General features: G+C 37.1%; 18 protein-coding genes. 9 read left to right on the top strand and 9 right to left on the bottom strand.

Features of this window, described 5'->3' with window-relative positions; genetic code table 11:
- Nucleotides 1-81 precede the first annotated feature (81 nt).
- The gene (locus tag BM327_RS06780; RefSeq protein WP_244526198.1) at nucleotides 82-2,145 is read right to left on the bottom strand and encodes a dipeptidyl peptidase 3; all 2,064 of its coding nucleotides are present in this window, start codon (nucleotides 2,143-2,145) and stop codon (nucleotides 82-84) included.
- A gap of 89 nt (nucleotides 2,146-2,234) precedes the next feature.
- Nucleotides 2,235-4,244: an excinuclease ABC subunit UvrB gene (gene uvrB / locus BM327_RS06775; protein WP_090247560.1), complete on the bottom strand. Its 2,010-nt coding sequence runs from the start codon at nucleotides 4,242-4,244 to the stop codon at nucleotides 2,235-2,237.
- 247 nt (nucleotides 4,245-4,491) lie between these two features.
- Here uvrB and BM327_RS06770 point away from each other — a divergent pair, with 247 nt between their 5' ends.
- From BM327_RS06770 to pckA, 7 genes are all read left to right on the top strand, one after another.
- The gene (locus BM327_RS06770) at nucleotides 4,492-5,490 is read left to right on the top strand and encodes an outer membrane protein assembly factor BamD (RefSeq protein WP_090247559.1); all 999 of its coding nucleotides are present in this window, start codon (nucleotides 4,492-4,494) and stop codon (nucleotides 5,488-5,490) included.
- Between the two features lie 13 nt (nucleotides 5,491-5,503).
- Complete coding sequence (locus BM327_RS06765; RefSeq protein ID WP_090247558.1) at nucleotides 5,504-5,821, top strand: DNA-directed RNA polymerase subunit omega; 318 nt, start codon at nucleotides 5,504-5,506, stop codon at nucleotides 5,819-5,821.
- Nucleotides 5,822-5,828: 7 nt separating this feature from the next.
- A complete protein-coding gene (gene coaBC, locus BM327_RS06760) occupies nucleotides 5,829-7,022 on the top strand; it encodes a bifunctional phosphopantothenoylcysteine decarboxylase/phosphopantothenate--cysteine ligase CoaBC (protein ID WP_090247557.1) in 1,194 nt (397 codons plus the stop codon).
- Nucleotides 7,019-7,927: a type IX secretion system protein PorD gene (porD, locus tag BM327_RS06755; protein WP_090247556.1), complete on the top strand. Its 909-nt coding sequence runs from the start codon at nucleotides 7,019-7,021 to the stop codon at nucleotides 7,925-7,927. The genes coaBC and porD overlap by 4 nt, the downstream gene beginning before the upstream one ends.
- The gene (recN, locus tag BM327_RS06750; RefSeq protein WP_090247555.1) at nucleotides 7,927-9,573 is read left to right on the top strand and encodes a DNA repair protein RecN; all 1,647 of its coding nucleotides are present in this window, start codon (nucleotides 7,927-7,929) and stop codon (nucleotides 9,571-9,573) included. The genes porD and recN overlap by 1 nt, the downstream gene beginning before the upstream one ends.
- A gap of 1 nt (nucleotide 9,574) precedes the next feature.
- Nucleotides 9,575-9,964, top strand: a complete 390-nt coding sequence (locus tag BM327_RS06745) for a DUF423 domain-containing protein (protein ID WP_090247554.1) — start codon at nucleotides 9,575-9,577, stop codon at nucleotides 9,962-9,964.
- 161 nt (nucleotides 9,965-10,125) lie between these two features.
- A complete protein-coding gene (gene pckA, locus BM327_RS06740) occupies nucleotides 10,126-11,736 on the top strand; it encodes a phosphoenolpyruvate carboxykinase (ATP) (protein WP_090247553.1) in 1,611 nt (536 codons plus the stop codon).
- 206 nt (nucleotides 11,737-11,942) lie between these two features.
- On the opposite strand, the gene BM327_RS06735 is transcribed toward pckA, so the two are convergent.
- Nucleotides 11,943-12,518: a YqgE/AlgH family protein gene (locus BM327_RS06735; RefSeq protein ID WP_170853695.1), complete on the bottom strand. Its 576-nt coding sequence runs from the start codon at nucleotides 12,516-12,518 to the stop codon at nucleotides 11,943-11,945.
- Nucleotides 12,519-12,592: 74 nt separating this feature from the next.
- Nucleotides 12,593-15,148 (bottom strand): putative LPS assembly protein LptD, encoded by a 2,556-nt coding sequence (locus BM327_RS06730; protein ID WP_139230284.1) that lies wholly within the window; start codon nucleotides 15,146-15,148, stop codon nucleotides 12,593-12,595.
- Nucleotides 15,149-15,214: 66 nt separating this feature from the next.
- On the opposite strand from BM327_RS06730, the gene BM327_RS06725 reads away from it, so the two are divergent.
- Nucleotides 15,215-16,381 (top strand): N-acetylmuramoyl-L-alanine amidase family protein, encoded by a 1,167-nt coding sequence (locus BM327_RS06725; RefSeq protein WP_090247550.1) that lies wholly within the window; start codon nucleotides 15,215-15,217, stop codon nucleotides 16,379-16,381.
- Here BM327_RS06725 and BM327_RS06720 read toward each other — a convergent pair.
- Both BM327_RS06720 and miaA read right to left on the bottom strand, forming a co-directional pair.
- A complete protein-coding gene (locus BM327_RS06720; protein ID WP_090247549.1) occupies nucleotides 16,378-17,019 on the bottom strand; it encodes a carboxypeptidase-like regulatory domain-containing protein in 642 nt (213 codons plus the stop codon). The genes BM327_RS06725 and BM327_RS06720 overlap by 4 nt on opposite strands.
- 41 nt (nucleotides 17,020-17,060) lie before the next feature.
- Entirely contained in the window at nucleotides 17,061-17,963 is a 903-nt protein-coding gene (gene miaA, locus BM327_RS06715; RefSeq protein ID WP_090247548.1) for a tRNA (adenosine(37)-N6)-dimethylallyltransferase MiaA, read from the bottom strand.
- 251 nt (nucleotides 17,964-18,214) lie between these two features.
- Between miaA and fabG the strand changes: the two genes are divergently transcribed.
- Nucleotides 18,215-18,958 carry a 3-oxoacyl-[acyl-carrier-protein] reductase gene (fabG, locus tag BM327_RS06710; protein WP_090247547.1) on the top strand — a complete coding sequence of 248 codons (744 nt, stop codon included), beginning with the start codon at nucleotides 18,215-18,217 and terminating at the stop codon, nucleotides 18,956-18,958.
- A 49-nt stretch (nucleotides 18,959-19,007) separates the two neighbouring features.
- Here the strand turns inward: fabG and BM327_RS06705 are convergent, their stop codons facing one another.
- From BM327_RS06705 to BM327_RS06695, 3 genes are read right to left on the bottom strand one after another with little or no spacing between them, the layout of a single operon-like run.
- Nucleotides 19,008-22,058 carry an ATP-binding cassette domain-containing protein gene (locus BM327_RS06705; RefSeq protein ID WP_090247546.1) on the bottom strand — a complete coding sequence of 1,017 codons (3,051 nt, stop codon included), beginning with the start codon at nucleotides 22,056-22,058 and terminating at the stop codon, nucleotides 19,008-19,010.
- Nucleotides 22,059-22,061: 3 nt separating this feature from the next.
- On the bottom strand, nucleotides 22,062-22,487 hold the full coding sequence (locus BM327_RS06700; RefSeq protein ID WP_139230283.1) for a hypothetical protein: 426 nt from the start codon (nucleotides 22,485-22,487) through the stop codon (nucleotides 22,062-22,064).
- 12 nt (nucleotides 22,488-22,499) lie between these two features.
- On the bottom strand, nucleotides 22,500-23,399 hold the full coding sequence (locus BM327_RS06695; protein WP_090247544.1) for a hypothetical protein: 900 nt from the start codon (nucleotides 23,397-23,399) through the stop codon (nucleotides 22,500-22,502).
- Nucleotides 23,400-23,434 lie beyond the last annotated feature (35 nt).

Raw genomic sequence — 23,434 nt, 5'->3', positions numbered from 1 at the left:
GGAATTCATTTGAAATAGTATAAAAGGTTAATGCTAATTACAGCCCATAAAAAAAGCCCTCTCAATGGAGGGCTTTCTTTTTTATTTCAGAAAAGAATATTTTTCACTGTAGTAAAGCATTTGCTCTAAAAAGTTTTGATTGTATTCTACTTTAATGTTCACGATGTTTCCTTCGGCATCTTTAACCGGAGAAAGAACAGGGTTTACAAATCCTTGGTAAGGGGGAAGGTCTAAAACTTTCACTCTTTCCAAAACTTCTTTGTGTAACTCTTGGTTAACTTTTACACCATAAGTTTCTACCAAGTTTTTCCCAGCTTCGTAGTCACCTTCAGATTTAATACGTTGAATCTCCTTCAACAACTCACCAAATAATTCTCTTAATTTATCGTAGTCGTTAATGTTGAAATACGTTTTACCATCTTTCACTACACGTTCAATTACCTTGTCAGCTGCACCTTTTTCCATGGCCCAAGCAGCAACCAATTGACGGTTTTGCATGTGTTCTTCTTCGATATCATCACCTAATTCTAAACGCATCAATTGCGTCATTAAACCATTTCTGATGTAACCATCGTATTCCGCAACACCTACTTCTAAAGATTCAACTAAACCTAATTCCATAAGTTTAGGATCCATGATGTAATACAAACCAACTAAATCTGCTCTTGCTTCTTCTAAAGTAGAGGCATAGTTTTTCAAGGTTTCTGCAGGTTGACCAACACCTTTGTTGATTTGACCAGAGGCATGACCTACAACTTCATGTAAAGCAGTGTGCATCTTTCCAGCCAATTTAGCATGTGCCTTGGCAAGTTCAATTTCTTTAGCATCGTTGGCGAATTCTTCTAACAAACCACTTCCTTTCGATTCGTTGTAAGCAGCAATAAGGTTACCCAAACTTACTGACTTAGAACCGTGCTGTTCTCTGATCCAGTTGTTGTTTGGTAAGTTAACACCAATAGGTGTAGAAGGAGAAGCATCTCCCGCTTCACTGGCAACTTGAACTACCTTATAAGAAACACCTTTAACGTTTTTCTTTTTGTGGTCATTCATGATAGGTGAGTTGTCCTCGAACCATTGCACGTTATTGGCAACCACTTTCATTCTTTCAGAAGCATCAAAGTCGGTAATTTGAACGATAGATTCAAAACTGGCTCTTTTTCCTAATGCATCACCATACACTTCAATGAATCCATTGATGTAGTCTATATCGCCAGCGGTTGACTTAGCCCAAAGAATGTTGTATTCATCCCAAGTTTCTAAATCACCTGTTTGGTAGTATTCAATTAACTTTTCTAAAGCTGCTTTTTGGTCTTCATTTTCAGCAACCGTAGTAGCTTGTTCTAACCAGTAAATGATTTGTTGGATGGCCTCAGCGTACATACCGTTTGCGGCATATACTTTCTCTACAAGTTCTCCATTCTCTAAAACTAGTTTGGAATTCAAACCGAGTTCAACAGGTGTAGAATCTTGTTCTTCTGATTTTTTAGCGTAAAAAGCCTCTACCATTTCTTGTGTAACACCTTCACCATAGAAGTTGTTAGCAGAAGCCACTATCATGTCCACTTCGGGGTTTTTGTTCTTACGCTTCATTCCTACTTTATCGCTGAACATCAATTCCAAAGCTTCCGGACTTAATTCTGTTCCTACTGCTTGGGTTAGTTCATTAAAGTAAGCTTGATCAAAACCAGGCATCATTTTTTGCATGCCGTAGTGGTGGTGAACGCCATTAGCAAAGTAGAAACGTTTTGCGTACAATTCTAAATTCAACCAATCGGCGTGTTTTCTATCTCCTTGGTAATTGGCCAAAATATTATCAAGTGCAGCTCTAATTTCTAGGTTGTGCTCATTGTTTTGATCGTAAATGATGTCTCTACCCGATAAACCTGCTTGTGCTAAAAAGTAAACGAGTTTCTTTTGATCAACACTTAAATTATCAAAGTCGTTGATTTTGTAGCGCAATACTTGAATGTCAGCAAATCTATCTACTACCATTTCCAAATCATCCTGATTTGGATTGATGTTTAAATCAAGGGTGTCTTTTACACTTAACTCTTGAGGTGTTTCGGTTTTGTTTTCTTGATTACATGCACTTGTTGCCAAGGCCGCCATCATTATTCCCAAACCAAAAATGTGTTTTTTGTTCATGTCAATATAATTAGCGGTCTAAATATAGACATTGCTTTTTAGATAGACAGAACCACAGGTGTAGAATAATTACCGGTCAATTATTCGCCCTACTTTTTAAGTTTTTCTAATTCAAACATTTCATCTCTTAAGCGAGCGGCCTCAATAAAGTCGAGATCTTTCGCTGCTTTCTCCATGCGTTTGCGGGTTGCAGTAATGGTCTTTTCAAGTTGTTCTTGTGACATCATTTTAATAACAGGATCTGCCACAATGGTACTTTTGCCTTCTTGTTTATAGGTGTAAGCTTCCTCTTCCTCTTTCATGTTTGTCTGCTTCAGAATTTCTTCGTGCGACTTTTTAATTTGAGTAGGAGTGATGCCGTGCTCTTCGTTATATGCTTGTTGAAGTTTTCTTCGTCGGGCCGTTTCATCTATGGTTCTTTGCATGGAGTCTGTAATTTTATCTCCATACATTATTACCATTCCATTTACATTTCTTGCCGCTCTACCTACCGTTTGAACCAAAGACCTTTCATCGCGCAGAAAACCTTCTTTATCGGCATCTATGATGGCTACTAAACTCACTTCGGGTAAGTCCAATCCTTCACGTAACAAGTTTACACCAATTAAAACATCATATTCACCCAAACGCAGTAAACGGAGAATTTCTACCCTTTTCAAGGTGTCTACATCACTGTGTATGTATTCACAACTGATTCCAAGTTTCTGTAAATATTTCTGAAGTTCTTCAGCCATACGTTTGGTAAGCGTTGTAACCAAAGTTCTTTCATCTCTTTCTATACGCGTATTGATTTCCTCCATCAAATCATCAATCTGATTTAAACTCGGTCTTACCTCGATGATAGGATCTAACAAACCTGTTGGACGAATAACTTGTTCTACCACTATACCATTGGATTGTTCTAATTCGAAATCAGCCGGTGTTGCCGATACATAAATGGTTTGAGACTGCATGCTGAGGAATTCCTCAAATTTTAAGGGACGGTTATCCATGGCTGCTTGAAGACGGAATCCATAATCTACCAAGTTTACTTTTCGAGATCTATCTCCACCATACATCGCTCTGATTTGTGGAACAGTAACGTGACTCTCGTCAATCAGCATCATCATATCGTCAGGGAAATAGTCTAATAAACAGAAGGGTCTAGAACCAGGCTCACGTTTGTCGAAATAACGGGAGTAATTCTCAATTCCTGAACAATACCCAAGTTCGCGTATCATTTCTAAATCAAAATTCACACGTTCATCTAAACGGTTGGCTTCAATAATTTTTCCGTCTCGCTTAAAGGCTTCCACTTGTTTGGTTAAATCATCCTGGATTTCATGAATGGCACCACGTGTTGTATCTGGTGAACTCACAAAAATGTTGGCGGGATATATATTGATTTCTTCAAACTCTTCTAAGGTTGAATTATTGAGAGGATCTATAGAGGTGATTTTTTCAATTTCATCTCCCCAGAATTCTATACGTAAAGCGTAGTCGGCATATGCCAGATAAATGTCAACCACATCACCTTTAACCCTAAAGTTTCCTCTATCAAAATCTTCTGTAGTTCTAGAGTAAAGGTTTTCTACTAATTTGAACAAGAATTTATTTCTACTAATAACATCACCCACTTTCACATGCATAATGCTTTTGCTAAATTCTTCAGGATTCCCCATACCATAGATACAAGAAATTGAAGAGACAACTATTACATCTTTTCTTCCCGACAAAAGTGCAGACGTAGCTGAAAGTCTTAATTTTTCAATTTCGTCGTTGATGGCCAAATCCTTTTCAATAAAGGTATCGGTTACCGGAAGATAAGCTTCGGGTTGGTAGTAATCATAATAAGAAACAAAGTATTCTACTGCATTGTTAGGGAAAAACTGTTTGAATTCCCCATAGAGTTGAGCCGCAAGTGTTTTGTTGTGCGAAAGTATAAGTGTTGGTTTGTTGGTTTCAGCAATTACATTGGCCATGGTAAACGTTTTACCTGATCCCGTAACCCCTAATAAGGTTTGGTGCATTTCACCGTTATTGATACCCTTTACTAAACTTTCTATGGCTTGGGGTTGATCTCCCGTAGGTTTGTATTCTGAAACGAGTTTGAAATTCATGTAGATAATGCTTCTTGTTTTTGGCTCATGCCCAACGCAAATTTAAGGAGAATATATGAAGATGAGGGAGGGATTTATGTATCTGTCTACAAGGTGTTATTTCAGTAGGAAGAGGAGGAGAATTGATTAGAAATTGAACACATCTTCTGTCAATTTTAGAATTCGTTTTAGGTTTCTTTTTAAGGCTTTTAGAAAACAATTTCCTTTTAACACTACTTAACATGAAAAACTTCTATTTTTGTCAACGATGAAAAATAAAATACTGTCTACAACCACTGTTTTAATGTTGTCTTTGGTCATGTTGTCTTGTTCTGATTACGGTCAGGTAGTAAAAGGAGATAACTATGAAGATAAGTTGTTGAAAGCGGAAGCACTATACGCCAAAGAATCTTACCCCAGAGCGATAACATTGTACGAGCAAGTATATCAGCGTTATCCAAGAACGGAAGACGGACAATTGAGTTATTATAAAATGGGAATGAGTTATTACAAAATGCGTGATTTCATCATGGCAGGGTATTACCTCAACAATTTTGTATCTCGCTTTCCTTATAGTGCAAAGGCTGAAGAGTGTTTGTTTTTAAGTGCCATGTGTTCGGTGAAACTTTCACCAGATGCATCTTTGGATCAAGAAGATACACAGATAGCTATTAATGATTTACAAACCTTTATTGATAGATATCCTGAAAGCAACTTGGTGGATTCTTGCAACGCCATCATGGATAATTTGCGTTTTAAATTAGAAACCAAAGAATATAATTCTGTAATGCTCTACCACAATATGGAGAATTACAAGGCGGCAAAAACTTCTGCTACTTTATTCATGGAGAATTTCCCACAAAGTAGTTACAACGAAGAATTGGCGTATATAAGAGTTTACAATGCTTTTACTTTAGCTACCAAAAGTATCTTTACCAAGAAGAAGGAAAGGTTTGAGGAAGTTATTAAGTATTGTGATTTGTTTACCGCTAAGTATGAGACTTCTAGCTTTGGTAAAAAAGTGAGAAAGATTAAAGAAAATTCTCAGGAAGAATTGCTGAAAGTTTCTGAAAATTATAAATTTAGAGAGCTTTTAGCGTCCTACCAATTGTCAGAAACGGAATCGAAAGCTAAAAAAATCATTTATCTTAAAGAAACTATAGAAAAACATCGTAACTTTGTAGCCGAATTTCCTAATTCTGAATTTTTGAAGCGTGCAAACGATATCAAGGAAAAGGCAGAGAAGGAATTGCAAAAATTACAGTAAAGTAAAAACTATTATGAGCTTTAAAAATAGTACTGCAGAACGTACAACGATAACAAGAAATACAAGTGAATTAGAAGAAGCTACAGGAAACTTGTATGAAACTATTACCATGTTGGCAAGACGTTCTAACCAAATTAACGTTGAATTAAAAGAAGAGTTAACTCGTAAGTTACAAGAGTTTGCTTCTTCAACAGATAATTTAGAGGAGATCTTTGAAAACAGAGAGCAAATCGAAATTTCTAAATTCTACGAAAAGTTACCAAAGCCAGTAGCTATGGCAATGAAAGAATTGTCAGAAAATAAGATCTACCAACGCAAATTAGAAGAGTAATTCTACCATGTTACAAGGAAAAAAAATAGTCCTTGGTATAACAGGTGGTATTGCGGCATATAAAATTGCGTCTTTAATAAGGTTATTAATAAAAAACGGGGCAGAAGTCAAATGTATAATGACTTCTGCCTCTGTTGATTTTATAACCCCGTTAACCGTTGCTACTTTATCAAAAAATCCTGTATCCATAGATTTTTGGAACAAGGAAAATGGCGAGTGGACCAACCACGTTGATTTAGGTATGTGGGGTGACCTCATGCTGATAGCGCCACTAACAGCAAATACACTTTTTAAAATCGCTAACGGATGTTGCGATAACCTATTAACGGCTACTTATCTTTCTGCTAAATGTCCCGTTATGGTTGCTCCTGCCATGGATTTAGACATGTATGCGCATCCAAGCTCAACGCGTAATCTAGAACAAATCCAAAAGGATGGAGTTAAGGTAATTCCTGCTCAATCTGGGGAATTAGCGAGTGGACTTGTTGGTCAGGGTAGAATGACAGAACCCGAAGATATTTTTGAAGAGGTAAAGCGTTTCTTTATCGATGGAAATAAACTTGCAGGAAAACGTTTTGTGGTAACTGCAGGACCAACCTATGAAGCTATAGATCCTGTGCGTTTTATAGGTAATCACTCATCAGGGAAAATGGGAGTGTCTATAGCAAAAGCCTTGTTGAGTATGGGGGCAGAAGTTGATTTAATCCTTGGTCCGTCTAAACAAGAAATCCACCATGAGCGCTTAAATCGCGTGGATGTGAAATCTGCTGAGGACATGTTAGCGGCGGTACAAGCCGTTTATGATAAGGTAGATGGAGGTGTCTTTGCAGCAGCAGTTGCAGATTACAGACCCAAAACGCAAGCCGCACAGAAAATAAAAAAGAAGGCAGATAGCCTCACCATAGAATTGGTGAAAAACCCGGATGTTTTAGGATGGGCGGGAGCCAACAAGAAAGAGCAGTTTTTAGTTGGGTTTGCTTTAGAAACGAACAATGCCCTGGAGCACGGAAAGGGAAAATTAGCGCGTAAAAATTTAGACGCCATCATCATTAACACTTTGGAAGACAAGGGGGCTGGTTTTGGCGGTGATACGAATAAAATTACGCTGTTAGAAAAAGACAATAATTTTCATAATTTTGAGTTGAAGAGTAAAGACGATGTTGCGTATGACATTGTGAATTTTATTGCAAATAAATTATGATCAAATATTTAAGCATACTTGCCCTAGTGGTATTTTCTTTTGGAACTCAGGCGCAGGAATTAGACTGTCAAGTTTCTATCGGAACAAAACCTGGATTGGACGTTACCTCTGTTGAACAAGAAATTTTCAAAGAGTTAAAACAAACGATTTACGAATTCATGAATACAACGGTATGGACCAATGATGAGTTCGAGGTAGAGGAAAGAATAAGTTGTGCTTTGGAGGTGCAGATTACTGCCATTCCTTCACCAGGAAATTATGCAGCTACATTGCAAATTCAATCTACGCGTCCGGTCTTGAATAGTACCTACAATTCAACACTGTTTTCATTTTTAGATAGTGATTTCAATTTCAAATATTCTAGAGGAGCAATTATAATGTACTCACCGAATGAGTATAAAAATGAGTTGACTTCTATGTTGGCCTTTTATGCAAATATCATATTGGGATACGACTACGATTCTTTTTCTTTGAAAGGTGGTCAAAAATATTTTGAGCAAGCACAAACGATAGTTATCCAGGCAGGTTCTAGAATGGGTGCTGGATGGGTTTCTGATGACAGAGATAGAAATAACAGGTACTTTTTAGTGGATTACATTTTACAACCAAAGTTTGAACCTTTGCGTGAAATGTATTACACTTACCACAGAAAAGGACTAGACCAGTTGTACACAGATGCAACGAAAGCTAGAGCGACTTGCTTTAATGCACTTAAGAAATTAGAGGATGTGCATAGAATTAGACCCGGTGCAATGAACGTTGTAAATTTTGCAAAAATGAAACTCTCAGAAGTTAAAGGTATGTATGCCGACGCTGAGACGAGCGAGAAAAACGAAGTGGTCAACTTATTGAAAAGAGTAGACCCTGCAAATTCAACCAGATATCAAGAAATTCTTTCTGAATAATGCTTAAAAAACTTACGGTTCAAAACTTCGCATTGATAGAAAATGCACAATTAGATTTTGAGCAAGGATTTACGGTGATCACGGGAGAAACGGGATCGGGTAAATCTATTTTATTAGGAGCACTTTCTCTTATTTTAGGAGAGAGAGCCAACTACGCAGTAATTAGAAATCAGGAAAAAAAGACGGTCGTTGAGGCTGTTTTTGACATCACAAACTACGGTTTAGCACCCTTCTTTTCAGCTCAAGATCTAGATTTCTTTGAAGAGACGATAATACGTAGAGAGATTAGTGCAAATGGTAAATCGAGAGCCTTTGTTAATGACAGTCCGGTGCAATTAACCGTTTTGAAAGAGCTTTCAGAACAGCTAATTTACATCAACAGTCAGCACCATACCTTGGCTTTACGTGAGTCTGCTTTTCAATTAGATTTACTGGATACGTTAGCAGGTACCTTAAGTAAACGCGAGAAGTACAGCGCCAAGTACAAGGCTTGGAAACAAGCTCAAAAAGATCTTGCTGCAAAAAAAGAAGATTTAGCACAACATCTTCAAAGTGCCGATTTTGTTCGTTTTCAATTAGAAGAATTGGAAGCCTTGAATTTAGATAATGTAGATTTTGAGGCTTATCAAGCAGAATTACAGAGAGCGGAAAATGCAGGTGATTTAGGAGCAAGTTTCTCAGGAATTGAGGAACAACTTTCTGGAGAAAATGGAGTGTTGGAAAATCTTAGAGCTCTTTACAGAAGAATAAGCGCATTGAATTTGAATGACGGAGCTTTGGATGCTTTGTTGGATCGTATAAAAACTGCGGAGATAGAATTGGACGATATTGCTCAAGAAGCAGGAAGTGAATTGTCTAAAGTTGAAGTTGATCCTCAATTAATAGACGAGCTTACAGATAAAGTAAACGCCTATAACAGCCAACTTAAGAAGCATAATGCAGTAGACCAAGCGGCATTGATTGCAGTAAAAAATGAACTTTTAGGAAAGGATACGGATGTACTCGATTTACAAGAAGAAATTGAGTCGCTAGAAAATCAATTGGAAGTTGAAGGAGTTAAACTTCAGAAAGATGCGCAGGAATTAAGTGATGCGCGTACCAAAAAATCTAAAGGAATTGCCAAAGAAATTGTGCAGCTGTTACAAGAAGTAAAGTTAGCCGATTCTCAATTGGTTTTTGATATGAGTCCTGTGAACTTAAATGAAACGGGCTTAGATAAATTGACCATCAAATTTACTCCAAATAAAGGGATGGATCCACAGCCTATAGAAAAAGCTGCATCAGGAGGTGAGTTGAGTAGGTTGTTCTTGTGTATACAATCCTTACTTTCTAAAAAGAAAAGTTTACCCACTTTAATTTTTGATGAAATCGATACGGGGGTTTCTGGGGATGTGGCAGATAGAATTGGTAGGTTATTAAAAAGTATGGGAGAGAGTATGCAATTGTTTGCGATTACTCACTTGCCACAAGTTGCGTCTAAGGGTGAGCACCATATCAAAGTAGCCAAGGAGAATAGAAAGAATGAAACCTTTACCGTACTCGAAGTTTTGAACAAAGAAGAAAGAGTAGTGGAGGTGGCTAAGTTAATGAGTGGTGCCGAAGTAAACGATGCTGCTTTGGCAAATGCCGAAAAATTAATGCAATAAGATGGATAGAAAATTAATAAGTGTGGGCTTAGGTTTTTTAACCCTAGCTATCATGTTAGGTGCCTTTGCCGCTCATGGTTTAGAAAGTTTAGGTGTAGCTGCAGAGAAAATAAAATCTTTTGAAACAGGTGTACGCTATTTGTTTTACACCAGTTTTGGTTTAATGATACTCAGCATACTTATGCAACGTTTTGATTTTGAGATCAAGACGCAATACAGGCAAATTCTTTGGGGTACTGTATTGTTTTCTTTGTCTATCTTTTTGTTGGTAGTTATTCCAGCTTTAGGCGGAGATAAACCTAAGTTTTTAGGGCCTGTAACGCCATTGGGTGGACTACTTTTGATCTTGGGTTGGGGCGGTATTTTTGTCAAATACGTGCGTACCAAATAAAGGAATGTTAAAAAAAATGAAGATTGTTAAATTATATCCGTTTTATTCACAATTTGTCCTTATAAAATGTGAAAAATGTTGCCTACGATAACAGATGGCCAAACGATATTAATGTATCTTTGCATTTATAAACACAAAGCGAAAGCTTCAAAAACAGTTTTATGAACGAATTCGGTAAGAGAGGTAAAAACGCCAATTTGAAAGATTCTATCGGTTTAGAGAACCTAGGAAATGTATTCTGGAACCTAACACCTGCAGAGCTTGTAGAAGATACAATCCTAAACGGTCAGGGGGTATTAACAGATACTGGTGCATTAGCAATTGAGACAGGGAAATTTACAGGAAGATCACCAAAAGACAGATTTGTTGTATGTGATGAGAATACTGAAAATACTGTATGGTGGGGAGATATCAACATCAAGTTTACTCCTGAAAAGTTTGATGCACTTTACAATCGTATGAAATCTTACCTTATTGGTAAGGATATGTACGTAAGAGATGCTTATGCTTGTGCGGATGACAATCACCGTTTGAACTTAAGAGTTACAACAGAATTTCCATGGTCTAACATGTTTGCTTACAACATGTTCTTAAGACCAACAGATGAAGAAATCCAAGAATTTGATGCAGAGTGGAACATAGTATGTGCACCTGGTTTCTTGGCAGATCCAGAGATTGATGGAACAAGACAATCAAACTTTGCGGTTATCAACTTTACTAAGAAGATGATAATCATCGGTGGTACAGGTTACACAGGAGAGATCAAAAAAGGTATCTTCTCTGTATTGAACTACGTATTGCCACATGAGAAAGATGTTCTTTCTATGCACTGTTCAGCAAACATAGGTAAAGACGGAGATACAGCAGTATTCTTTGGTTTATCAGGAACAGGAAAAACGACTTTATCTTCAGATCCAAACAGAAGATTGATTGGAGATGATGAGCACGGATGGGCTGATGGTACAGTATTCAACTTCGAAGGAGGATGTTACGCGAAAACTATCGATTTATCTGCAGAAAAAGAGCCTCAAATTTATGACGCCATTAAGTTTGGAGCAATTTTAGAAAACATAGGGTTCGTAGATGGAACTTCTACACCAGATTACACGGATGATAGCATTACGCAAAACACACGTGTGTCTTACCCAATTCACCACATTGATAACATTGCTGAGCCATCAGTAGGTACAACACCAAAGAACATTTTCTTCTTGACGTGTGATGCTTTTGGTGTATTGCCTCCGATCTCTAGATTGGATAGCGGACAAGCGATGTACCACTTCATTTCTGGATATACTGCAAAAGTTGCTGGAACTGAGGCTGGAATTACTGAGCCACAAACTGCATTCTCTGCATGTTTCGGAGCTCCTTTCTTACCTTTACACCCAACGAAATACGCGGAGATGTTAGGGAAGAAAATGACTGAAAACAACGTTAAAGTTTGGTTGATCAACACTGGATGGTCTGGTGGTGCTTACGGTACAGGAGAGCGTTTAAGCTTGAAATACACAAGAGCAATGATTACATCTGCTTTAGAAGGAAAATTAGATAATGTAGAATACACGAAGCATGAAATCTTTGGTTTAGAAATGCCAAACACGTGTGAGAATGTACCTGCTGAAATCTTAAACCCTAAGAATACTTGGGAAGATAAAGCTGGATACGATGCAAAAGCTAGCGAATTAGCAGATGCTTTCGTAAACAACTTTAAGAAGTTTGAAGAGCACGCAAGCGAAGAAATTTTAGCTGCAGCTCCTAAGGCATTAGTTTAAAATTCTATCATTGAATTACAAAAGGGATGAACTTCGGTTTGTCCCTTTTTTTGTTTCCAACAGGGGGTGAAATGGCAGCTTTGCTTTTGAGAAACATAGTTGAACAAGCAATAGGTGTACGACTATAGAAGTGCACGTATTGCGTATTGAAACTTGTTTTGAAAAAGTGAACTATAATGGAAAACCCGGCCGTTGGCCTAAGTAAATTAATTGTCCTGAGGATTCAAGGGGAAAGAGGTCATAACTGCATATTTCTTTCCTTGCTTTTTGAGGTATTTACTCCACAGGGTATCTCCAGCATGTATGTCCATAATGTCTTTGGCAAGTATGTCGGTAACCAACCAAGCGTGTTCGTTTAACTCTTGATCGAGTTGATGCGGTGACCAGCCCGAATAACCAAGGAAAAAACGTACTTCATTGGGTTTTAACTCACCCGTATCCAAAAGGTGAAGAAGCTTGCTGTAAGATCCACCTATGTAGATGTTGGGGATAACTTCGCGACTATCTTCCAATAAATCAGGTCTACTATGGATGAAATAGATGTTATCTGTTTCTACCGGACCACCTATACCAATTTTAGTTTCTATATCTGGGAAGTTTTTGGCCACATCTCTGAGGTCTAAATCGATGAAATTATTCAAAACAAAACCAAAGCTGCCTTCTTCATTGTGTTCACACAATAGGATAACTGAACGACCAAAATAATCATCGTCTAGAAAGGGTTCTGAAATCAGAATTTTACCTTTTGAAGGTTGCGCGGTATTTGTAAAGCTTAAATCCAAAGTCTGCGTTATATGTATTAAATATAAGCATAGTTTTAAAAGAAGTGTAATGCGAGCCGAAGAATTATTTCTCCTTAAAGGAAAGAGGGTGGTCTTGTGAAATTTAACTTCGCGTCTTTGAATAAGTTAGACTTTGCATTGAAGGTTAAGGTAAAACTTTGGCCCGTACCAGAAGGTATCCATCTGAAAGCTAAAATCCAACAGTGCATGTCTCTGTTCAAAGATAAAACGGTACGCTGAAGGGTTTTGTTGCTGATGTCGTAATTGGCATTTACACCAACTTTCCAACGTTTGGTTAAACTAAAATCTGCCGTTAAGTTTATGGTGTGCATTTGTCTAAATCTGTTGGCAACAAATGCAGCTGAGTCAGTATTAATATTACTTTCAAATCTATAGCCCATGTTCAATTTCCAGGGGATGTCATAGTTTAGAATTTCCTCAGGGTGTAAACGGTAGTACTCGTAATCTGCGTTCCAAGAATTGCCCTCTGAGAACTTGGTGTTTTCAATTTTTTCCAAACTTTCTTTACTCGCTAAGGTAAAGGTGAAGCTGGTTTCACTTCGGGTAAGGTTTAATAATCCTTGACCTTCTCTCCAGGCAAGAACACTTTGTCCGTCTCCAAATTCATTTATGGCATAAGGTGAGAAGGTGTTGTTGTTTACAATCGCTAAAAACTTAAAAGGTTTAACCCTCAGGTTTACATTAACGGGACTCCAGTTTAAAGAGTCTTTTAGAAAGTCGTAGTTCCCCGAAACACTGAAGGCTTCAATGATACGGAATTTCACATCTTCATCAATAGTATCATTTGTAACCCTCTTTTTGAATTCAAAAGCATTGTTAAAGCTATAGCTAAGTAAGGCTGTTTCTCTCGAGTATCCTTCTCTGTAAATACTATTTTGATAAGGTGAGTAGTTCAACACAACAGTATCTTGCGTATTGGTGATGTAGGTTCTGGTAACTGTACTACTTAAATCTGGGGTATAAGAAAAGTTGAAGGAAGGGGTAAGAACATGTCTCATTTTCATTTTGTTCTTGCCAATAAATCGGTAATATGAGTAAAGTGAAGTAGTTAAACTAGAGGTGAAACTTAAATCTTGAGAATAACCTCCATACTCATTGCTTTCTCTTTCTATAATGCTATCACCCGTAAAATCATAAACCTGGTCTATACCCTGGAGGTTTATTCTAGAATTGTAATTGATGGATGGCGTTAAGGTGAATCTGCTATTGAGTAAAGGTATGGCAGTGGTTACTTTTAAAGAGTTCTTAACTCCATTTCTCAGGTTGGCCGCCATGTTTGTGTAATCTCTTGTTTGTATTAAAGAATCGGCAAACACTGTATTGTTTCTAGCCTCAAGGTTATAGGTTACACCTATCTTTTCATAAAATCTTTCAGGTCCAATAGGATTTGTTCTCAGAAATTTGAAGGGGAAGAAACGGTTAACATTCAAGGTATAAACCGGTAAGTCCATGTCAATGTTTCTTGAGCTTTTATTTTGTTTCATTGCCAGTTTTAACCCCATAGTAACGGGTTTTGAAGGGAACTTTCTGGTAATGTTAATACTCGAGTTTAAGGTACTTTTTAAGAAGTCTGGATTGTCGGTTTGCGTACTAAGTGTAGGGTCGTTACTCGATTGAAAGTTTACATCTGAACTGAAATTCCAATAGGGGTTAGCGTTGTTTTTTTGGCGGTGCTGCCATTTGATTACGCTGTTGTTTTGTAAGGTGCTGTCGTTAGGAAAAGGTCTATTGATTTGAATGAAACTCAATTCTAAAGATCCATTGTATTTGTACCTGTCGTTATACTGCGTGTAATTTTTAAAGCCAAAGGTTCCACTGGTGTAGGCAGAGGCGTATAAACTCGTTTGAATTTTATCGGAAGCTTTGATAGGGAAGAAGTAACCCAAATCTTGAAAGCCCATTCCCAAGTTCGCGTTTTGAAAGGCCAATTGCGGAAAAATGATTCCTGTTTGTTCTCTTTCTTGTGTGGGAAGAAAAATAAAGGGTAATCCTAAAGGTGTAGGTACACCGGCTATCCAAAGGTTTAAAGGTCCGCTAACGATGCGTTTGTTGGGAACCATAACTGCCTTAGAAAGTTGGAAATGGTAATGGGGTTCGTCTAAATCACAGGTGGTAAACTTTCCTTCTACAAAGTGCAATTCGCCATTGGTTTGACGCTTGGCCCTTTCCATGTGAAGATAGTTCTCTTCTTGTTTAACTTTAAGTTCTTGTATGTATGCTTTTTCTGTTTCGAAATTGTATTTCAGAGTGGCTGCTCTTACTTCTTCACTACCATCACTAAAAACGGGAATTCCCACTCTGTTGCTGTCTTTGTCTAGGGTGTAGGTAGCAAGCACAGTGCGGTGCTCCATGTCCATTTCTATATAGTCGGCCGTGAGTGATATGCCTTCATATTCAACCTTGGCCTCACCGTATAGTGCAGAAATACCTGTTTTAATATCGGTAAGTATACTGTCTCTACAAGAATAAATAATGGGAGCCTCTAAGGTGTTGTCTACTTTAACAATCCTTTCTTGACCAAATGAAAAGCTTGGAGCCGAATAGATTATACCCAGAATTATTAACAATCTAACGACGAAAAACTGAACTATGGTACGTGATTTGAGCAAGTGTTCTTAGTAAATTTGTAATATCCGAGTTATAACGGATACAAAACTAAAAAATTACCTTAGGTGATGCGCAACTTTTTTTCATCCATATTCATATTTTTCACATTATTAACAGCTCTATTCACCTTTGCTCAGGAGGAGGTAGTATTACCAGATGGAGTAAGAACCATCGTTATTGATCCCGGTCACGGAGGTCACGATCCAGGTTGTCATGGAGAGCATTCGAAAGAAAAAGATATTGCATTAGCAATAGGATTGAAACTTGGGGAATATATTGGGGCGAAATATCCTGAAATTAAAATTATCTACACGCGTAAAACAGATGTTTTTGTATCCTTAGATGATAGAGCAAAATTGGCCAACGACAACAATGCAGATCTTTTCATTTGTATACACGCCAATGCAGCAAGTCCGGCAGCTAAAGGAGTAGAAACCTACGTCTTAGGTTTACACAGAACAGAAAGTCAACAGAAAATAGCCGAACGAGAAAATAGTACTATTTACTTGGAGGAGGACAATGGAGAAAAATACAAAGATTTTGATTTGAGTCCGGATGCCATTATAGCCCGTAATTTGCAGTTGAGTGTGTTTTTACAACAGAGTATAAGTTTTGCTGCAAAGATTCAAGCGCAATTTAAAAATCTAGGGAGATACGATAGAGGTGTAAAACAAGCTGGGTTTTTGGTGTTGTACAAAACAACTATGCCGAGTGTGTTGATAGAAACAGGATTTTTAACCCACAAGGAAGAGGAGAAATTTTTGGCCAACCCTATCAATCAACAGAAAATGGCCAATAGTATTTTCAAAGCTTTTCAAGAGTATAAAAGTGAGATTGAGGGAGTGAATACCCTTATCGTTGATGCGAAAGAAATAGCCGATTTACCGGATAGCGTTTTAATACCTGTGGATACTATTCCAGTACAAGAAATGGTAGAGGAAGAGTTGGAACCAACCGCGCAAATTGACCTCAAGGATAAATATGTTTTTAAAGTACAAATCGAAACTTCAACTACGAAGGTTGCCTTAAATGATCCTAGGTTTAAAGGTTTAACTGTGGAGGAGTATTTCCAGAACAAACTATTTAAATACACGGTTGGTAACTATGTGATGGACATAGATGCAGCCCTGGCTTTACGCAAAGAAATGATTTCGAAAGGTTATACTTCAGCTTTTGTGGTAGCCTTTAAAAATGGTAAGCGCGTATCTATTACCGCGGCACGCGCAGCGCTTTAGTATTCAATTAAATATTCTACAGTGTCGAATGGGGGAGTGATTAAACTGTCGAACACAACCAAACTAATTTCTGGTACCCAATAAATGAATTTATAGTATTCATTTCCATCGTTGGCACAATATAAATTAGTGTCTATATTGGTACCATTAAAGTAACGTTGACCTAAACCACAGCAATCTTCGCAATTCGTTTTTGCTTCGTAAATTTCAAGTTTCAACTGATCGGTTTCTTCACTTGCACCTGTATTTTTAATTTTAAACTTGACGTAAGATTTAGCCGAAGTTGAGTAATCGAATACGTTGTCACTTTCTACCGTTAATTCAGGAAAACAGATGGTTTCGTCAATCAGGTAGTAATTGTCTTTTTCAGCGGTAAACTGAAATTCTTGATCGCGTTTTCTTAAAAAGGTAAAACTATAATTTCCAGTTTCATCTAAAGTAGTTTCTCCTATGATGCGTAAGTCTCCTGAATTGGCATCCAGGGCTTTAAAAGTAACTTTAGCTCCTTCTAAACCTTGGTTAAAGCTTTCGTCGTATACAGTTCCTTTTACGGTGAATTCTAAAGGGTCTTTTTTACAGGCAATAAAAATGGGAAGAGCAAGTCCGAGTAGGGCAAAGTAAAGTAACGCTTTTTTCATAGTATTAAAAATACAGAAAAACTTGGTAACGCGATGGTGAATTATTTTACCTGTAGCCTTTTTCGAATGAAAGCTGTCATTTCCTCAATGTTTGTATAAGGTATCCAACTAGCGTCTTTGTATCTTTTAAACCATGTGATTTGTCGTTTGGCATAGCGCCTAGTATTGCGCTTAATCAGTTCAACACATTCTTCTAGGCTTGTTTTTCCATCTAGATAATCAAATACCTCTTTGTATCCAACAGTATTTAAACTTTGAAGGTGTCTAAGGTGGGCAACACTTTTAACTTCTTCCAACAAGCCTTCCTGTAGCATAATATCAACGCGCTGATTTATTCTAGAATAAAGGGCTTCTCTTTCATGGTCCAAAAGGAAGATGTATGGCGTAAAATTTCTTGGCTTTTGAGTGTGCTTTCTTAGTTCTGAAAATTTTTGTCCAGAGCAAGCAATAGCTTCTAAGGCTCTGATTACTCTGTGACTATTTCCCTTGTCAACTTCCTGATAATACTCCGGGTCTTTTGCTGCTAGTTCAGCCAACAAAACATCTAAACCTTGGGCTTCCTGAAGTTGTATGTAGTGTTCCTTTACCTTGTTATCTTTGGGGATGTTATCTATACCGTAAAGGATGGCATCTATAAAAAGTCCAGACCCACCTGTAAGGATGAGTGTATCGTGCTCTTGAAATAACTTTTCAATTAAGGGGATGGCTTCTTCTTCAAAGGCGCCGGATGATAATGGATTTTGTAAAGAATGGCTATCTATAAAATAATGGGGAACGCCTTCTTGCTCTTCAGGAGAGGGTTTAGCAGTACCTATAGCTACTTCTTTGTAGAATTGGCGACTGTCTGCAGAAAGGATAGGACACTTGAGTTGTTTGGCTAATGCAACGGATAAACCTGTTTTACCACTGGCCGTTGGCCCACCAATTACAACTAAGCTTTTCATAACGTATTGAATAAAAATGAGAAAGGAGCAAAACTAGCGTTTTACTCCTTTCAATCTAACCTACCTTTTACAACTAAACCTGAGACAAAATTAATGAAGTTTTTGAGTTGACAAAACAATTGTGTAAAAAAATTCAGAAAACTTTAGTTAGTTGACATTTATTCATGATGAGCGGTAAGTGAGCACTAAAATATTTTGATCGCCTAAAATGATGAATTGATTATATTTGTTGCCTAAACAAAACGAACACTATGTTATTAAAAGATAAGGTTGTCATCATTACTGGTGCGTCAAGAGGAATAGGTAAGGCAATTGCACAGAAATGTGTTGAAGAAGGAGCTAAAGTAGCTTTCACTTACTTGTCTTCTGAAGAAAAAGCAAAAGCGTTAGAGGCTGAATTGACTCAAAATGGAGGAGAAGTAAAAGGATTTAAATCTAATGCTAGTGACTTTGAAGCAGCGCAAAAGTTAGTAGATGATGTAATGGAAGCTTTTGGACAAGTTGATGTGTTGATTAACAATGCAGGTATCACTAGAGATACGTTGTTGATGAGAATGACAGAAGAGCAGTGGGATGAAGTAATGAATACCAACTTGAAATCTGCATTTAACTTAACGAAAGCAGTTCAACGTCCTATGTTAAAAGCGAGAAAAGGATCTATCATTAACATGTCATCTGTAGTAGGTGTTTCAGGTAATGCAGGTCAAGCAAATTACGCAGCTTCTAAAGCAGGTATGATAGGATTTACTAAGAGTGTTGCACAAGAATTAGGTTCTAGAAACATTAGATGTAATGCAATTGCTCCAGGATTTATTGAAACAGAAATGACAGCAGCTTTAGATGAGAAAGTTGTACAAGAATGGAGAAACTCTATTCCTTTGAAAAGAGGTGGATCTCCAGAAGATGTTGCAAATGCAACCGTTTTCTTAGCTTCAGATATGTCAGCATACATTACAGGACAAACACTTCACGTTTGTGGAGGTATGTTAATGTAAGCCCCAATAAGATACAAAAGAAAAGTCCCGACAACTCGTCGGGACTTTTTTATTTTCTATTGATTGATTGCATCAACTTTTGAGGGAGTTGGTAGAGTAGTACCAGTCCAAACAAGAAAGACATTACCCAAAGTACGATCATGTTAATCTGATAGGTACTGTACTTTTTATGGAACATGTATTTGTAGGCCGTATAAAAATGCGCATTAAAAATTCCGTTATCCGGCGTTTGGTATACCAAATTGTGTTTGGGAATTATTTCATGCTCAGCAATAACGTATTGATTCAATTCTTTTTTATTACACATTAAATCTTCCAAAGCTTCATTGGCATAAGTCTTTTCAGCAAGATCAAACAGAGCTGGAGTTAAACTTTGCTTGTATTCCTCAATGGCAGATTTCGTGTGAGATAGCTCCTTGGCGTAATAAGCCTCCAAAGTATTGATGAATTGTCTGATGTTATTAAAAGTAGAGCTCGTTTGAAGAATTTTTGCTTCAAGGTCAGTTATACAATTCTCGCATTTAAAGTTCTCAGGGTTGAACAATGCTTCTTCCTTCGCAATTTCATTGATGAGAATTTTTGTGGCTTCATCAACAAATTCAGTTTTTATGGAAGCATCTTTATACTTCTCTAAAATGTTTAATTGCGATTCCATTTCTGGAAGAAGGAAGTCAATTTTCCAGTTGTAATCTGATTCTAATTTCTTCAGCGGATAAATTTCTCTTTCGAAGAGGTTGTCTTTGTACTGACTCACAGCAAGGGCTTCGTAGGCCCAGCGTGCTGCAATGAAGTTTCCTATCCAAGGCACAGATTTTTGCTCGGCGAAATTAGGGTTGAGTTTGTCGTACTTTACAATAACACCAGAAAACAAAAGTTGAGGTATAATCACTATAGGGATCACGATGTAGATAACCTTGGCACTGTTGAAACTTGCAGAAATAATCAAGCCCAACATACAGGCGAAAAAAGAGGTGGTAAAAAGCACGCCAAAATACTCCCAAAACATGCCGTCTATGTTTAATATCGTATTTCCTACAAGTACAAACAGGGCTGATTGAAGGGTAGAGATAATGCCCATAATAATGATTTTAGAGCAGAGGTAACTTCCCCAACTTAAATTCATGAAGGCTTCTCTTCTCAGAATTTTCTTGTCCTTTATTATTTCTTCCGCCGCGACTGTGAGTCCTAAGAACAGACTAATAATCACAGCTATGAAAATATATTGTGGTATGTTTTGGTTGTAAAAAAAGCTGTATCCACTTGCATTTACTTTATAAAAACGAACAAAGTAAGCAATGATGGCCGCTAGTACAGGCGCTTCCAATAAAGTGATCAAAACATATTGTAGGTTTGACCATTTGGTGCGTATATCCCTTTGGAAATAAACCAAAAGTTGCTTAAACACAGATGGAATGTCAGACTTCGCTTTAATGGGCGGAAGCTTCTTTTCCTTGACCTGTTTGTTTTTGCGTTTTTTATTGAATTTCTCTTCCCATTCTTTCGGACTGGTTTTACGTTGATCGGTAAAATTTCCCAATTCATCTACTACCTTCGCTTCAATAATATTGAAAAGTTGCTCAGGGTTTACATTACCGCAAGTGGGACATTCTCTCTCCTTATGATTAACGTGATTAGTTAAACTCTTAAAGTGAACAATGGCATCCACAGGATCTCCGTAAAAAATAGAATATCCTCCATCGTCTAAAATCAAGAGTCTATCAAACATTCTAAAAATTTCAGAAGAGGGTTGGTGAATGACAGCGAAGATTAATTTCCCTTTCAAAGCCAGTTCCTTCAATAAATCCATGATGCGTTCAGAATCTCTAGAAGAAAGTCCTGAAGTCGGTTCATCTACAAACAAGATTGCCGGTTCTCTAATGAGCTCCATGGCGATGTTTAATCGCTTACGTTGTCCACCAGAAATAGACTTTTTTAAGGGACTTCCTACTTTTAAGTTTTTGGCTTCCAGTAAACCTATGGTTTGAAGAAGGTCAATTACTTTTTCATGGAGTTCTTGAGGAGAGAGTTGTTTAAAGCTGAGTTGTGCACTAAAATATAAGTTATCGTAAACACTAAGTTCTTCAAAAAGTAAATCGTCTTGAGAGATGTTTCCGATTAAACCTACCGTTTCCTCTTTTTGGGTGTGTACGTTAATCCCATTTAATTCAACTCTACCTTCAGTGGGTTTGGTAGAACCATTTAATATATTGAGAAGGGTTGTTTTACCAGACCCAGAACTTCCCATGATGGCAACCAGGTTACCGTTGCTTTCAGAGAAACTCACGTTGTGCAAGCCTATTCTTCCATTGGGGAATACATGATTAATGTGGGTAGCCTTAAAATTAAAGGCGTCATTATCAGTTCCTTTGTTAAAGAAAGAACTTACATCACTGTAATAGAGGTTGGGTGATTTTAATGACTTAAAATTAGATCCTTGAGTAAGTATGTGTACTTTATCATTGGGCACCACTTGGGCATTGATGGTAAATTCATCTTTACCGAAATACCTTAAGAAGTACATTTTTACCGTTTCCAAATACAGAACAGCAATTTCATTTTCAAGGTTTTTAACTATAAATTGCTTGGAGGCTTTAATCTCATCATTGTATTCATTTCTAATGAGTAAGATTTTCTCGTGATCTATAGCTTTGGTAGAGAAGATAAATTTGGTAATGACTTTATACTTCTCTTCTGCAATATTAAAAGATTCGGCAACTGTTTCTAAAAATTCTATTTCTTGTTGACTGATTTCTAGACTAGTATTGATGAATTCTATTATTCTCACCAATACTACAAAACGTTGCTTTTGATTTAATTCTTGATTGATTTCAGAACAAATGCGCAATAATTTTACGGAGTTCCCTGCAGTTCTTTTACGCTTTCCGTTCTTCTTATTTACTCTACCATTGTGAATGTAGAGATGGTTGTCAAATTTTAACAGGTACTCTTGTACAAGTTCACTGTTAAGTTCTTGTTCTAAGAACTGTTTTACAATTTTTCTACCCTTGGATGAGGTAATTAAATTCTCAAGGTCTTCATCTTCCGATTTCGAGATAATCGCGAAGAGCTGCATGAGTGCATTTAATACCTTTTCATTCATGGTCTACTTCTGAAAACCTATATACATAATTGCACAGCCAGAAACTTTTTTATCCAAATCCAATTCAGTTTCTATCCTGACATTAATTGTTGATGCTATTTTAAAATCCCAAAAAGGAGCGTTGCGCTGATCTTTATTGGTGAAGAGAATGTTGTCGTTTTCATCGTAAATAGTGAAAATTACAAAATCATCAACGGTACCTGCCGATGCTGCCACTCTGTATACTGAGTTTCCATAAAACGTCGTTTTAAACTCTGCTTTCTCTCTATCTAGGTAAGCGATATAGGCCTGACCGTCACTGATAAAACTTCTACCGTTTTCATCATTTGTAAGGTAAGATTCTACCACTGTCTGTACTGAATCACAGTCTTGAGCTTTTACAGCGTAAGTCAACAAGACAAGTGAAAATAAGACGAAAATTTTATGCATAATGTTGTGCAATTATTCAATAATGAAAGTACGTAAAGCGTTGAATTCAGACATCAATTCTTCAAAGATATTGTGGTCCATCTCCAACTCCGTTCTACTATTGATTGTTGTTAATTTTTTCTCTTTGTCAGTTGTTGAAGGTATGTAGGTGTAGCTACGTTTTACTTTAGCGTAAGATCTTCGTAACTTTTTAAATTTCTCAATTAAGTCTTTATTAATGTCCTCTTCATTGTATTTATCAAGAAGGGTAATAAAGGTTTCAACTGTTAAACTTTGTTCTGCAATTCTATCAATTAAGTTTTGATTGTTTTGCATGTTGTGTAAGTTGCTGGTAATGTACATAGATTCTACCCAACCACCAACTAAAATTAACGCACTTAAATTTTTATCTTCCGTACGTTTAATTTCATAATCTATTTTACTAAAGGCCTCGCTCAACAAAACAACCATCGTGTCTTCGTTGGTTGCGTTATTTTGGTAACGGTTAAAAAACTGCTCTCCAAAAGAGTGGTTAAGACCTAAATCTTCTGATAAACCTTGAATAGCCGTTAAATACTTTAAGGCATCATTGTTTTTTTTGTACAGGGCCGTAATTCCTAAGTCGGCACCATACACACCAAGGTTGAGGGCCTTCTTTTGATTGGTAACGTATTTTTCAGCCTCTGAATAACTACTTAATAAAGTAAAGTCGTATTTATAATTTAAACTTTTAAGTAAAATTGCTGTTTGAACAGGGGAAGGAATAGAGAACAATTGACCATCAAAGGTTGTATTGAAAGCTCTGTTCGGATCTTTCAAATAGGGGTCTATTTCTTGTATTTCCTGAGGAGGGTTTTCTGTAGTTTCTTCACTACAAGCAACTAAGCTTAACGAAATACCTAATAGCAATAGAAAGTTAAATTTAAAATTCATTATTATTCTTAGAATGAGTTAGGCTAAAATAAGAA

This window comes from Lishizhenia tianjinensis, assembly GCF_900116425.1.
GTDB classification, from domain to species: Bacteria; Bacteroidota; Bacteroidia; order Flavobacteriales_D; family Crocinitomicaceae; genus Lishizhenia; species Lishizhenia tianjinensis.
Note: the sequence above shows the minus strand (reverse complement) of the source record. Positions and strands in the feature narration are given on the sequence as shown.